Consider the following 14,936-nt stretch of genomic DNA (forward strand, 5'->3'; position numbering starts at 1 on the left):
TAAAAAAAGGCCAAACTCCGCTATCTCATAAGCGTCGAATACCTCCCCCTTTTATCTCTCACCAGTCTTTCAAAAGACTACGGTGAAGAGACTACATCTAACAAATTATTTACTGTTTAATACTCAATTTTTAGAGCTTTCGCTCATTTGGCTCACCAATCTGCGAATCTCAGCATTTACTCGCTGGCACATTGAACCATTTCCTACTGACTGATAACGATCAGCCTGATAACGCAACATCGCTAAAGTACGCATACTTTTTTCGTTTTCTCTCATCATCATAATTTTACTCATTTAAGTTCTCCACGCTTGGAGAACGATTAATAATAACTAAACCTAAACTTTCTTTTTCTTTTTGTTTACAGTGCAAAGATAAGTATTTTATTTGAATTTATGCTGTAAAACATATTCGATGTCTACTATTTAACTATATTTAGGTTTTGATTAAATACTTTTCATCTCGATTTATCTAAACGACAGTAGCCAATTCACCTGTAGTCGAGTCGATTACAAATCCGCGGACCGTTATATCTTTTGGGATCAACGGATGTTTTTGTACTTGAGCCACTGTTTCACGAACGGAACCTTCCAGGGTGTCGAACCCACGCAACCACGATTTGAAATCAATGCCGCAGTAACGCATCATATCGATATGCTCCGAAGGGATACCACGCTTCTTCATTACCTCAATCATCTGTTCGCTGTCCATATGCTTGGCACCGCAATCGGTATGACCGACAATCATGACTTCGTTCACACCTAATTCATAAATGGCAACCAACAGACTCCGGATCACACTTCCGAAAGGATGGGAAATAATCGCCCCAGCATTCTTGATGATCTTGACATCCCCGTTCTTTATTCCCAAAGCTGCCGGCAGCAGTTCCGTAAGACGCGTATCCATACAAGACACTATCGCAATTTTCTTATCAGGATATTTATTGGTGATAAACCTCTCGTATCCTTTACTCTTTACAAATTCACGATTAAATTTCAATAACTCGTCTATCATAACTATCTTATATATATGTAACAGTTCAAAATCAAATAATGTTGAAATGTTTCAACGCATTGTATACACCATTCTCGTCGACAGAGGTGGTCACATAACCAGCTGCACTCATCACGTCTTCGGCCGCATTTCCCATAGCAACCCCAATCCCGACATGGCTAAGCATCTGAATATCATTACCACCATCACCAAAGGCCATACATTCGTCCAGACCGATATGGTAATGTTCCAGCATTTTGTCAATCCCGACCCGTTTACTGCTTCCAAGCGGTACGATATCTGTAAAAAGAGGGTTCCACCGCGTGGATTCACAATGCGACAAGACCTTCATAATACGTTTCTCCTGCTCTGCCGTAAAAAAGGCGATCAACTGGTAGACCGTCTTTCCATAAATATCCTCGATCGGACGGATTGGAGGAGCCGGGAAGTTCAACAGATGAAACACATCATTGACCGCCTTATCCGTATAGTTCATAAAAATCTCGTCTTCCTGCACAAAGGCACAAGGGAATTCGCCTTCTTTTTCCTGGTAACGAACCAAGGCTTCGATATCCTTATCGGGAATGCTATGCTTATAAAGCACATCGTCCTTTCCGGCAAACACATAGCCACCATTCAAAGTTACATATCCATCGAACTCAAGATCGCCCAGATTGTTAATCGAACGGCGATGACGACCAGTTGCTATAAATACTTTTATCCCCTTCTTCTTCAACAATTCGATCGCATGAAGGGTAGATTTCGGGACTACATGTGTTTTAAAGCTGACCAATGTCCCATCAATATCAAAAAATACTGCTTTAATCATAACCTAAACTCATTACCTTTTAAACCTCAACAAAGGTAAGAATAATTACGGATTTCCAAAGGTCATATAAAATCACTATATTTGAACGCTGAAACATTTTATTTGCAAACATGAAAACACATCTCTACTTATTGACAATACTATTCATATCCGTTCCATCCGTCTTTGCACAAGAGATTGAGAAAGAAACCGTTCCTGGACAAGAACCAACTTTGGTCGAACGACTTACAGGAGGGAAAAAGGTGATTGAAAGCGCAGAAATGAATTTTCAGCTTTTTACTTCGGCAAACGCCAATTTCATCGGTTCCGATTTCGACGGCATGAACTTCAAGCTGAATCGTGTCCGATTGGAAATAAAAGGGGATGTATGGAAAAACCTTTCCTATCATTACCGGCAGTCGTTTAATAAATATTCGGACCCTTATTCGCTGGACAATCTTTCGTCCTCGCTCGAATTGGCTTATGTCAACCTGAAAGTACATGACAAGTTCGGCTTTACGATCGGTAAGCAGTTTGTCAATTTCGGAGGATACGAATATTTTGTCAATTCGATAAAAGTCCGTGAGTTCAGTGAGTTCAACAACCTACTGACCTGCTATCAGGCTGGTATTTCAGGCAACTGGCAGATCAATCCTGACCACGAACTTTGCTTTCAGATCGTGAACAACCGAAGCGGACAGGACAACGAAATCTACCCGACCGGATTGCCCGACAACACACGAGAAGCAAAAGTTCCTTTCATGTATACGGTAAACTGGAACAGCTACTATTTCGACCGCATCCTGCAACTCCGTTATGCCGCTTCCGTAGGACAACAGACACAGAAACGTTATTCTTATTACTTCACCTGCGGCAACACGATCGAGAAAGGACCTCTGCTGACTTATCTGGACATCATGTACACCCGGCAGGGATTGGACCAGCACGGCGTTATCAGCCGTCTGCCAGAGACAGCCCAGACAGCTTGCAATACCGAGTATCTATCGGTCATCGCCGATGTGGACTACCGGATTCACCCGCGCTGGAACCTCTATGTGAAAGGTGCTTATGAAACCGGAAAAGTGTACAAGGCGAACGGACCATTTGCCAAAGGCATGTACCGCCGTTCCTGGAATGCACAGAGCAGTCTCGAATTTTTCCCGATCAAGAACAGTGATCTTTTCATCTTTCTCCTTTATACATATCGCGGCGTAAAACTTGAAAAAGCAGCCTTGGATATGGGAGCAGTCGATCCCGACACGCATCGTATTTCGTTAGGGCTGGTCTATTCGATTCCGGTATTCTAAACTTTCTCTTTCAAGGCAGTTTTGCCACCCTCTATTCCCAGAAATGAAATCACAATGAGGGTGTCAAAATACCTTTGCCATGGCCTTTTAGGAACGGATTTACAAGGGATCATTCAAACAAAGCCGATCCAATCAAATTATACCGGAAATTTTTATTATCATAGACCTCCAAGCCTTTAACCTTGACACCGATCAGTGTCGAGCGATATAGATTCTCCACGTTGAGAACATTGTATTTTCCTTTTGGCAGCTCCATATACTTATCTAAGGGCTGCAAATAGACAACCGTATATACCAACGGGCTGACATAGCCGTTCTGACCGGTTCCTCTGCTCCGTTTCTCGTATTTTTCTGCATCATCCATGCTCACAGGGATAAAGAACGCCTGATCCGGATTAACCGGCATAAAATTGAAACCGTTGAAAGGAATACATTGTTTGGGAGAACTGCCCGAACGTGTCGGATAGGACAATGGATAGCCTTTATGGTCAAAATCATAACCGTTATGGTTATTGTTCACTTTTATGAAATAAGTTTTCGTAAAATCAAAATCGGCCATTCCCTTTTCCAAGCGAGCCTGATATTCGCCTTTCAGTTTACGGAATTTAAACTGATCGCGCCGGCATTCCTGCCCCAATTCTTTATTGACGACACTGATATAATTCAAGACCACCTTGTCGTCTATCGGTAATTTATTGACACGAACACAGCAAATAAACATTTGTTCGAGCGTCATCTCCTCGCATTTTATAACAGGTTCAGGCATATTCACGACGATCTCGCCTTGTTCGATCGCACGATCAATCTCCACGAACAGTTTCTTATCGGGAGCTTTCTCACTTTCCAAGGCAAACACGACAGCTTCGTTCAGGAACATATTCTTATCTTCCGGCCGGATAATCTCACGGATTGTTACCTTGGAGAAAGGCAAATCCTTTCCATTGAACGCCTCATACCGAACCTTTCCATAGGTATCCGTATACGCGTATTTCAAATGGCTATACTTAGTCGAACTCAGATAGAAATCTCCGAGAGTAAGCACATCACCGGTTTTGAATGTATCTCCACTATACGTTTCATACGATTCCTGTGCATAAACAGGGAAAAGAAGGAAAGATAAGCAAAAAAGAAGGCATAAAAAATGTTTCATATTCATTAGATTAGTTAGACCTTTATTTCGTTAAAACGCGATAAAGATAAACTTTTTCCAAAATATATGAAACAAATGATATTACAATAAATAGACATCATTTATATCCAGCTTGAACTGCAGGCCAAGAAATTCCGCCGCTTTCCTACAAAGTAGCATCCGTCCGGTAAAAATCTCGAAATAGTCCATCACAGCACAGATTTCGGTGTTGATCTTCAAATCGAGAGTGATCGTTTTCGAATCCGGCTCCAATATAACATCCGATTTTTCGGCTGCATAATTTACCCGATCATGGATATCGAAATTAATCGTGGAACGGTTACGGACACGGCTGCGACGCACATCCGTCTTATCAGCGATTATCAGAGCAGCTGCAACGGCATTTACAGCAGCAGCCGTCTGTTCGTCATGGTTTCCGATAGCTGTAATAACGGTCGCCACATCTTCAGGCGGCATTCCCATCTTATCCAAAATACGAAAAGCCATCATAGCCCCACTTTGGGCGTGGTCGATGCGGTTCACCACATTGCCTATATCGTGCATGAAACCGGCGATACGAGCCAATTCCACCTCATGCGCATCATATCCTAACTTCTCCAATAAATCCCCTGCTACTTTCGCAACCTTCGTGCAATGGGCAAAGCTATGCTCCGTGTAGCCGATTGCTTTCAACGACTCGTCCGCTTGTTTGATATAAGTCCGGATCTCTTCGGAATTGCGGACATCTTCATATGTTACATTCATATTTTTATCTTTACTATATATGTTAATTAAACACAGAAATATTCCATTTTGTTCTGCCGAAGAACCAGAAGGACATGAATTTCATATTACAAAAGCCTTTTACCGGTCTTTATTGGAATAATAAAAAAGAAGGTGTGTCGTAATACCCGATGCGCCTTCTTTTTTTTCGTTGACTATAAAAATCGGCTCATTTTTTTAAGCTGCGATATTTTGAGGACAGTTTTCAGCAGCCATACGTTTGTAGCTACGCAGACGCCACTTAGCGTTTTCTTCTGCGGCAGCAAACAATTCAGCAGCTTCAGCTGGATACTGTTTTGCAACAGATGCGAAACGAACTTCACCTTTCAGGAAGTCTTGGAACTTACTCCAATCCGGTTCTTTGGAATCCAATGTGAACGGGTTCTTGCCTTCAGCTTCCAGAGCAGGATTGTAGCGCCACAAGTGCCAGTAACCACATGCAACAGCTTCTTTTTCTTCAGCCTGAGATTTGCCCATACCCTTCTTTAAACCGTGGTTGATACAAGGAGCATAAGCGATAATCAAAGAAGGACCGTCATAAGCTTCAGCTTCGCGGATAGCCTTCAAAGTCTGAGCCTGATCAGCACCCATAGCGATCTGAGCGACATAAACGTAACCGTAAGTAGTAGCCATCAAACCCAAGTCTTTCTTGCGGACTCTCTTACCGGCTGCAGCAAACTTGGCGATTGCACCGACCGGAGTAGCCTTTGAAGACTGACCGCCTGTATTTGAATAAACTTCAGTATCCAGAACCAGGATATTCACATTCTTACCGGAAGCAATCACGTGGTCCAAACCACCATAACCGATATCGTAAGAAGCACCGTCACCACCGATAATCCACTGTGAACGTTTTACCAAGAAGTGGCTCAATTCGGCGATAGTAGCGCAATTCGGACATTTATCCTTAGCTGCTTCAACCATCGGAATGATCAGAGCTGCCAGTTCTTTCGTCTTATCGGCATCGTTCTGATTTTCGATCCATGCAGTGAATGCTTCCTTATATTCGGCCGGAGTGCCTTCATAAGCAATGGCAGCTTCCATTGCATTCTGGATACGTGCACGCATCTTTTCGTTAGCCAATTCCATACCCAAACCGAATTCACAGAAGTCTTCGAACAGAGAGTTAGCCCATGCAGGACCTTCACCCTTTTCGTTTGTCGTATACGGAGTAGATGGAACAGAACCCGAATAGATAGAAGAACATCCCGTAGCGTTAGCAACCATTTCACGATCACCGAACAACTGGGAAATCAGTTTTACGTACGGAGTTTCACCACAACCGGAGCAAGCGCCTGAGAACTCGAACAACGGAGTTGCGAACTGAGAATTCTTCACATTAGACTTGATGTCTACCAAACTCTGCTTAGAACTTACATTAGCCACACAGTATGCCCAGTTATCAGCTTCAGCCAACTGACCTTCCAGCGGAGCCATAGACAACGCCTTGTTGCCCTTGAATCCCGGACAGATATCGGCACAGTTTCCGCAACCCAAGCAGTCCATAACATCTACCTGCATACGGAACTTCATCCCCTTCATTGTAGCCGGAGCTTTCACATCCAACATCGGGAAGTTTGCACCCTTCTGTTCTTCGTCATTCAAAACGAACGGACGGATAGAAGCGTGAGGACAAACGTAAGCACACTGGTTACACTGGATACAGTTTGCCTCATTCCAAACCGGAACAAATGCAGCTACACCACGTTTTTCATATTTTGCAGTACCCTGATGCCATGTACCGTCTTCGATGCCCTTGAAAGCAGAAACCTTCAGTAGGTCGCCATCCTGTGCATTAATAGGACGAACCACTTCGTTGATAAATGCAGGATCGTTGTTTACAACCTCTTCATCATCCGGCAGGTTAGCCCATGCAGGATCAACAGTCAACTGGTTGTATTCGCCACCACGATCAACAGCAGCATAGTTTTTGTTTACAACATCTTCACCCTTCTTGCCATAAGACTTCACGATGAACTTCTTCATCTGTTCGATAGCCAGATCAACAGGAATTACACCTGTGATACGGAAGAATGCAGACTGCAGGATTGTATTGGTGCGGTTACCCAAACCGATTTCCAATGCGATCTGTGTAGCATTGATATAATAAACCGTAATATTTTTCTGAGCGAAATAACGTTTTACACGGTTAGGCAGGTGTTTTGCCAATTCTTCGCCATTCCATACCGTGTTCAGCAAGAATGTACCGTTCTCACGCAAACCGCGAGTCACATCGTACATACGCAGGTAAGCCTGAACGTGGCAAGCCACAAAATTCGGTGTGTTTACCAAATAGGTAGAGCGGATCGGATGATCACCGAAACGCAGGTGAGAACAAGTGAAACCGCCGGATTTCTTAGAGTCGTAAGAGAAATAAGCCTGGCAATATTTATTTGTATTGTCACCGATGATCTTGACTGAATTCTTGTTGGCACCGACAGTACCGTCTGCACCCAAACCGTAAAACTTAGCTTCGAACATGCCTTCGCCACCCAATGCGATCTCTTCTTTCTGAGGCAGGGAAGTGAATGTTACGTCATCTACGATACCGATCGTGAACTGGTTCTTCGGCATCGGCAGTGCCAGGTTTTCATATACGGAAAGGATCTGGGCAGGAGTCGTATCCTTAGACCCCAAACCATAACGGCCGCCTACGATAACCGGAGCATCTTCCTGGCCATAGAAACAGTCTTTTACATCCAGATACAGAGGTTCGCCTACTGCACCCGGTTCTTTTGTACGGTCCAAAACAGCAATACGCTTAGCAGTCTTAGGAACAGCTGCCAAGAAGTGTTTAGCCGAGAACGGACGATACAAGTGAACGGAAACCAAACCTACTTTTTCACCCTTAGCTGTCAGGTAGTCGATAGCTTCGCGTGCAGCTTCCGTAACAGAACCCATTGCAATGATTACGCGTTCTGCATCTTCAGCTCCGTAGTAATCGAACAAACCGTATTTACGTCCTGTGATCTTGGAGATTTCATTCATATATTCTTCTACGATAGCAGGAACTGCATCATAGTAAGAGTTGCTCGATTCTCTATGCTGGAAGAAGTGGTCAGGGTTTTCAGCCATACCGCGTGCAACCGGAGTTTTCGGATTCAAGGCACGTGCGCGGAATTCAGCCAACGCCTTCTGGTCGATCAGCGGAGCCAAATCTTCATTTTCCAATGCTTCGATCTTCTGGATTTCGTGAGATGTACGGAAACCGTCGAAGAAGTTCACGAACGGAACACGGGATTTGATTGTAGCCAAGTGGGCAACACCTGCCAAATCCATCACTTCCTGTACAGAACCTTCGGCCAACATGGCGAAGCCTGTCTGACGGGCAGACATTACGTCTTGATGGTCACCGAAGATACACAGTGCGTGAGAAGCCAATGTACGAGCAGATACATGGAATACGCAAGGCAGCAATTCACCTGCGATCTTGTACATGTTCGGGATCATCAGCAACAAACCCTGAGAAGCCGTATAAGTCGTAGTCAGTGCACCAGCCTGCAACGAACCGTGAACTGCACCGGCAGCACCACCTTCAGATTGCATTTCCTGCACCATTACAGTTTCGCCGAAAATATTCTTACGTCCGGCAGCAGCCCATTCATCTACATATTCTGCCATCGTAGATGACGGAGTGATGGGGTAAATCGCAGCAACTTCACTGAACATATAGGAGATATGTGCAGCAGCCTGGTTACCATCACAGGTTAAAAATTTCTTCTGTTTTGTCATAGACTCTTACTATTAGTATTAAAAAAAATTTCAATATAAAAAGCCGAAAAGCCAAAGCGGGATCATGTTGCCCTCTCCTACTTCGACCTTATCGATTGCATAATACAGATCAGGATTATTCTTCACCTTCATGTTTTCTTCAATCCTGAAATTATGCATCCCATTGACTAAGAAATGTGCATTCTTCCCGCCCTCATTCAATTTATTATCCTTCAAAAGCTGGTTATAAAAGAATGATTCGCGGACAGACTGCATATTCACTTCCATCGGCCGGATGGGATACATCAAATTGGAGTTATACATATACACTTTAGAGGGTTTCTTGGGGAAGGACTCTCCCACCGGATAAAGTATGTTCATCAAACGGGCATCGGCCAAATATTTGATATAGTTCATCACGGTGGCCCGCGAAGTCTCTATGTCTTTGCTCAACTGACTCACATTGGGCGTACAAGGAGCGCTTGTCGCCAACAGGTAAAGCAGCTTACGCAGTTTCGGCAGATAGCTTTGTTCGATTTGTTTTATGTATAACACATCTACCTCCAGCATCATATTCATGGTCTTTAGCAAATTCTCCGAGAAATTGCGCTTCTCCAAGAAGAACGGGTAGAAACCATGATGCAGATAGTCCTGAAAGTATGCCATCGGTTTTCCCACCGAGCAGATGCCTTTCGCAATCTCCTGATGGTCCACCAATATTTCTCCAAACGTATAAGCCGGAAAACTGTTCCCGGACATCAGATTAAAAAATTCCCGGAATGAGAAACCTCGCAGGTTATACGAAACCACCTTACCTGACAGATCGGGATTTTCATCTTTCAACCGCATAACGGAAGAACCGGAAAAAATGATCTTCAAATCAGTGAAGTTATCGTAACAATAGCGGAGTTCTTTCGACCATCCCGAATATTTGAACACTTGGTCGATCAGCAGCACTTTTCCCCCTTTTGCCCTGAACTCAGAAGCAAAATCGACCAACGTACGTTCCGTAAAATAAAAATGATTCAGATTTATGTAAAGACACTCTTTATTATCCGCGCCAAAATGCTCGCGGGCATAATCCAGCAGAAAAGTCGTCTTTCCCACTCCGCGAGACCCCTTAATACCGATCAACCGATCATTCCAGTCGATCTCGTCCATCAGCCCTCTGCGAACCGGCGAATACAAGTGTTCTACCAGATATTTATGTGTTTTAAAGAATGCTTCCACTTTTTCAATTGACAATTAACAATGGACAATTGACAATTTATCCATCCCGTTAAACGAGGCAAATATAGATATTTTTTCCGAATTGCAATGCAGAGTTTGCAATTTTGATAAAAAACATCTATTCCAAATTATCAATTATCCATTTTTTATTGTTAATTATTCAATTATCGTTATCCACCCATAGGTATCAGGTTCATCGCCATACTGGATAGCACGCAGTTTATTGTATAGTTTTTCACAAACAGGACCCGGTTTGCCGTCTTTTGCAATCACATAAGACTTATTGACATCCAAATCATCGATCTGTGAAATCGGAGCAATAACCGCAGCAGTTCCACATTCGGCAGCTTCATCGAACGCAGCGATTTCTTCTACCGGAACCGGACGGCGTTCCACCGTCAGGCCCATATCGGTTGCCAACTGCTGCAAACTCTTGTTCGTGATAGAAGGCAGGATAGAGTGAGACTGCGGAGTGATGTAGCTGTTGCCACGAATTCCGAAGAAGTTGGCTGGGCCGCATTCGTCCAAATATTTCTTTTCTTTCGGGTCCAGATATAAAACAGCGGCGTAGCCCAGCTCATGAGCCTTTTCGCCCGCAACGAGACTGGCGGCGTAATTACCACCGACTTTGATCGTACCGGTTCCCTGAGGGGCAGCACGATCGTAATCGCGCATGATACATACTTTGGAGGGTTTGAAACCACCCTTAAAATACGGTCCCACCGGCGTCACAAACACCATGAACATATATTCGAGAGCCGGCTTCACACCCACCTGGGCACCCAAACCGATCATCAACGGACGGATATATAAAGCAGCCCCGCTTTCATAAGGGGGGACAAAACGTTCGTTCAGTTTTACGACCTTACGGATAGCTTCCTCGAACTTCTCAACGGGCAACTCGGCCATTTTGATACCGCGGCTGGAAGATTGCATGCGTTTGCCGTTCTCATCCATACGGAACACACGGATCTTGCCGTCTCTCCCTTTGAACGCCTTCAATCCTTCAAACGACTCCTGTCCATAATGCAAACATGTGGCAGCCATATGAATATTGATGATCTCGGAAGAACTAACTTCGAGCTCGCCCCATTTACCATCCCGATAGTAACACCGTACATTATAGTCTGTCTTCATATAACCGAATGACAGATCAGACCAATTAATATTTTCCATATCTTATCGTAATTAGATTATTGACAGGCAAAGGTATTAATAAAAAATGAAAAACGGCAACCGTTACTCATTTAATCCTCGCAGGAAAATAATCCCGCAAATTGTCGCAATGCGTACAGGCAAATTCGGCTACACTCTTATTGTACACCTTGCCTCAAATCTCATTGGTCCAAATCGAAACTACTGCTGCATCTAATTCGATTTTATATCCCATTTAATTCAAATTACACACAATGGTAATATTTTTTAACAGATATAAGATTCCTACACCTCACTATCAATCAAGATTTTAACCCAAAATCGCATTTTAAAGAGAGATATTGTCTATTTTAACACTCATTTACCCCTTCAAAAACGGCAAAAATAACAAGAACGATAGATGCAAATTGCAGATTATATCGTATCTTTGTGAAGAAGCAACAAAAAGACATGATGGAAACTCAGCAACGAAACACGGAATATCGACACGTGGAAAATTCAAACAACATAAACAATCAACATATTGGGCAGACAAACATAACTGTTTTTTATGTACATTTGTCCACCCAAATAAATAAATAACATGAAAGTAATCGATCTGATCAATAGCAGCAAGAGTACTGCTTTCTCATTTGAAATACTTCCTCCGTTGAAAGGAAACAGCATACAGAAAGTATATAATGTCATAGACAAACTGATCGAGTTCGATCCTAAATACATTAATATAACATCCCATCACAGCGAATATATCTACAAGACTTTGCCAGATGGTAGCTTTCAGAAAATCAACATCCGCAAACGTCCCGGATCGGTCGCCATCGCTTCGGCTATCCAAAATAAATATGGTATAACGGCTGTTCCTCATATTATATGCAAGGGATTTACAAAAGATGAAACGGAATATGCACTGATCGACCTGAACTTTTTAGGTGTTTATGACCTGTTGTTGCTCCGCGGGGATGTCAAGACACTGGAAGCCGGACAAAAAACAGACATATACCACGAACATGCAACCGACCTCCAGCAGCAGGTGAACGACTTCAACAAAGGGATCGCCATCGACGGATCTGCTTTCGAAGCCAATGAAACCCCGTTCTCTTACGGAATGGCTTGCTATCCGGAAAAGCATGAAGAAGCCCCCAATATGGACTCGGATATTTTCTATCTGAAAGAGAAAGTAAAGAACGGGGCGGACTACTTGGTGACACAGATGTTTTTCGACAATGAAAAATATTACGCATTCGTAGACCGATGCCGGGCGGAAGGCATTACGGTCCCCATCATTCCGGGTATCAAGCCGATCGTATTCAAGAACCAGCTCACCGTGCTGCCTAAGATATTCCGTTCAGACATTCCCGAACCGTTTGCAACGGAACTTCGTAAATGCAAAACGGACGATGAAGCGAAAGCCGTCGGTGTCGAATGGTGCATCCAGCAATGCAAAGACTTGATTGCACACGGCGTTCCGAGCCTACATTTCTATACGATGATGGCATCGGATAGCGTCTATAAGGTGGCAAAAGAGGTGTATTGAAAGCACGAAAACATCGTTTCATAAGCACGAAACTATATTTCCATGCCTATGAAACGATGTTTTCATGCCGAAGGAACTATATTTTCAAGCAATCGTAATCTCCCCGATCAGCGAACAATTCAGATGTTCCTTTACTTCGTCCGGCGTCATACCATGCCCGAACAGGAACATCAGCTTGGCAACCGCACATTCGGTCGTGCTGTCGTAACCGCTCACCACGCCGGCCTGCAACAATTTGCGACCGGTTTCATAGCGGTGCATTTCCACGCTCCCGGCAAGGCATTGGGTGACATTGACAATGACGATCCCCCGTTCGACCGCATCCTTCAACATCTCCAGCAACCAGTCATATCCGGGCGCATTCCCGCTACCGAATGTTTCCATCACGACGCCTTTCAAGCCGGGAATATTCAAGATGCTTTCCACAACCTGCGGAGAAATTCCAGGAAATATTTTCAAGATTGCAATATTCCGGTCCAACAAGTAATGAGGTTTCAGCGGTTTCCGGGATACCGGATGGTAAATCTGGGAGACATCATACTTAATCGAAATACCGGCATGTGCCAACGGAGGATAATTATAGGAACGGAACGCATTGAAATTATCCGCATTCGTCTTGCTGGTACGATTCCCGCGCAGCAGGTCGTTCTCAAAGAAAATACAAACTTCAGGAACCAGCGGCATATCATTTTCACGGGCAGCGGCAATCTCTATCGCCGTAATCAGGTTTTCCTTTCCATCCGTACGAAGCATACCGATCGGAAGCTGTGAACCGGTCAGGATCACCGGCTTACTCAGATTTTCCAGCATAAAGCTCAAAGCGGAAGCGGTAAAGGCCATCGTATCGGTCCCATGCAGAACGACAAAGCCATCGTAATCATGATAATGTTCCGCAATGACATGCACGACCTTCATCCATGAATCCGGTCCCATCTCCGATGAATCCATCGGCGGGTCGAATTGAATAGACGAGATTTTATATCCGAGATTTTTTAGTTCGGGAACATGTTCCTCCAAATGTTCGAAGTTAAAAGCCTCCAAAGAGCCTGTTTCAGGATTTTCTATCATTCCGATAGTACCTCCCGTATATATAATCAGAATAGAAGCGTCATCTTTGCATACATTCATCATACAATCCGTATTTATGTAATTTTCTTTTTTACAATGCAAAGATAATACTATCATTTTGAAATCAAATACCGAAACAAAACAATTAAAACATATTCAAAACTATCTTCACAAGAATAATCATAAGAAAAAAATATTACATTTTGTCAACTGCAAAAAAACACAAATCACCGTCTCAGTTTTTATCGATCAGGCAATAGAAGTAAGCAATACACCAAAAACATACAACAAAATGAAAAAAGTTTGTTATCGGATAGGGGTTTTTCCAAGCATCTTAGTCTTATCGACGAAATAATAAATTTTACGAAGATGAAATACATACTGTTTATCGCAATGGATTTGGCCTTATATCCTTTTTTGCTTGTGCTTTTTATTGGTAAATGCATTAAAGAGAAAATACAGATCGCACATTAAGATGAGGTTTCTTATTTCCTCGATTATTCGTACCTTTGCTCTATCAACTCAATAAGAAGCAACATGTACTTCAAGGATATTATCGGTCAGGAAGAAATAAAAAAACGGCTTATACATTCGGCACAGACAGGTGTCGTCCCGCATGCCCAGCTATTCACGGAACAGGGGGGTGCAGGCGCCTTTCCTCTCACACTGGCTTACGCACGTTATCTGAACTGTACGAACCGGACGGAAACGGATTCATGCGGGCATTGTCCGTCATGCCTGAAGTATAACGAGTTGGCCCACCCGGACCTTCATTTCGTGTTCCCGATCGTTTCCAAGAAGGATAAGAAAAAAGATGTCTGCGACGATTACCTCACCGAATGGAGAGGTTTCCTGAAAGACCGTCCCTATTTCGATATAGACGGCTGGCTGGATTATATCGATGCCGGCAACTCACAAGCTCTGATCTACTCGAAAGAGAGCGACGAGATTATCCGGAAACTGAGCCTTAAGATATACGAAGCGACTTACCGCATCCTGTTGGTATGGCTACCGGAAAAACTCCACCCGACCTGTGCCAACAAACTCCTGAAGATCATTGAGGAACCTCCCCGGAACACGGTGATCCTGATGGTATCGGAACTTCCCGACCTGGTTTTAGGAACCATCCTGTCCCGTGCGCAACGTATCAACGTACGTGGCATTCATCCGGAAGATATCGCCGCCTCCATGATTTCCCGGTTCAACCTGACTCCCGAAGA

The 14,936-nt window shown here is 43.7% G+C and carries 12 protein-coding genes; 3 read left to right on the forward strand and 9 right to left on the reverse strand.

From position 1 onward, the window contains the following. Positions 1-123 precede the first annotated feature (123 nt). From BHV83_RS11430 to BHV83_RS11440, 3 genes are all read right to left on the reverse strand, one after another. Entirely contained in the window at positions 124-282 is a 159-nt protein-coding gene (locus BHV83_RS11430) for a hypothetical protein (protein ID WP_005643822.1), read from the reverse strand. Positions 283-469: 187 nt separating this feature from the next. Continuing rightward, positions 470-1,012, reverse strand: a complete 543-nt coding sequence (locus BHV83_RS11435) for a beta-class carbonic anhydrase (protein WP_046452439.1) — start codon at positions 1,010-1,012, stop codon at positions 470-472. A 31-nt stretch (positions 1,013-1,043) separates the two neighbouring features. Further along, a complete protein-coding gene (locus BHV83_RS11440) occupies positions 1,044-1,820 on the reverse strand; it encodes a Cof-type HAD-IIB family hydrolase (RefSeq protein WP_122206269.1) in 777 nt (258 codons plus the stop codon). A gap of 110 nt (positions 1,821-1,930) precedes the next feature. On the opposite strand from BHV83_RS11440, the gene BHV83_RS11445 reads away from it, so the two are divergent. Then, the gene (locus tag BHV83_RS11445) at positions 1,931-3,106 is read left to right on the forward strand and encodes a porin (protein WP_122206270.1); all 1,176 of its coding nucleotides are present in this window, start codon (positions 1,931-1,933) and stop codon (positions 3,104-3,106) included. A 109-nt stretch (positions 3,107-3,215) separates the two neighbouring features. On the opposite strand, the gene BHV83_RS11450 is transcribed toward BHV83_RS11445, so the two are convergent. The 5 genes from BHV83_RS11450 to BHV83_RS11470 form a co-directional block, all read right to left on the reverse strand. Then, positions 3,216-4,256, reverse strand: a complete 1,041-nt coding sequence (locus BHV83_RS11450; RefSeq protein ID WP_224204565.1) for a DUF4852 domain-containing protein — start codon at positions 4,254-4,256, stop codon at positions 3,216-3,218. A gap of 81 nt (positions 4,257-4,337) precedes the next feature. Continuing rightward, positions 4,338-5,000 (reverse strand): HD domain-containing protein, encoded by a 663-nt coding sequence (locus BHV83_RS11455; protein ID WP_008157306.1) that lies wholly within the window; start codon positions 4,998-5,000, stop codon positions 4,338-4,340. Positions 5,001-5,195: 195 nt separating this feature from the next. Then, entirely contained in the window at positions 5,196-8,750 is a 3,555-nt protein-coding gene (nifJ, locus tag BHV83_RS11460; RefSeq protein ID WP_286757535.1) for a pyruvate:ferredoxin (flavodoxin) oxidoreductase, read from the reverse strand. A gap of 30 nt (positions 8,751-8,780) precedes the next feature. Beyond that, the gene (locus BHV83_RS11465; RefSeq protein WP_022322428.1) at positions 8,781-9,959 is read right to left on the reverse strand and encodes an ATP-binding protein; all 1,179 of its coding nucleotides are present in this window, start codon (positions 9,957-9,959) and stop codon (positions 8,781-8,783) included. 156 nt (positions 9,960-10,115) lie between these two features. Continuing rightward, a complete protein-coding gene (locus BHV83_RS11470) occupies positions 10,116-11,135 on the reverse strand; it encodes a branched-chain amino acid aminotransferase (protein ID WP_022322429.1) in 1,020 nt (339 codons plus the stop codon). Positions 11,136-11,697: 562 nt separating this feature from the next. Here BHV83_RS11470 and metF point away from each other — a divergent pair. Further along, positions 11,698-12,648, forward strand: a complete 951-nt coding sequence (gene metF, locus BHV83_RS11475) for a methylenetetrahydrofolate reductase [NAD(P)H] (RefSeq protein WP_005643835.1) — start codon at positions 11,698-11,700, stop codon at positions 12,646-12,648. A gap of 84 nt (positions 12,649-12,732) precedes the next feature. Here the strand turns inward: metF and BHV83_RS11480 are convergent, their stop codons facing one another. Next, a complete protein-coding gene (locus BHV83_RS11480; protein WP_122206236.1) occupies positions 12,733-13,776 on the reverse strand; it encodes an asparaginase in 1,044 nt (347 codons plus the stop codon). A 477-nt stretch (positions 13,777-14,253) separates the two neighbouring features. Here BHV83_RS11480 and BHV83_RS11485 point away from each other — a divergent pair. Continuing rightward, positions 14,254-14,936 (forward strand): DNA polymerase III subunit (locus BHV83_RS11485; RefSeq protein ID WP_502687965.1); only part of this gene is annotated, 683 nt, incomplete at its 3' end.

The sequence above is a fragment of the Parabacteroides sp. merdae-related_45_40 genome, assembly GCF_001915675.1.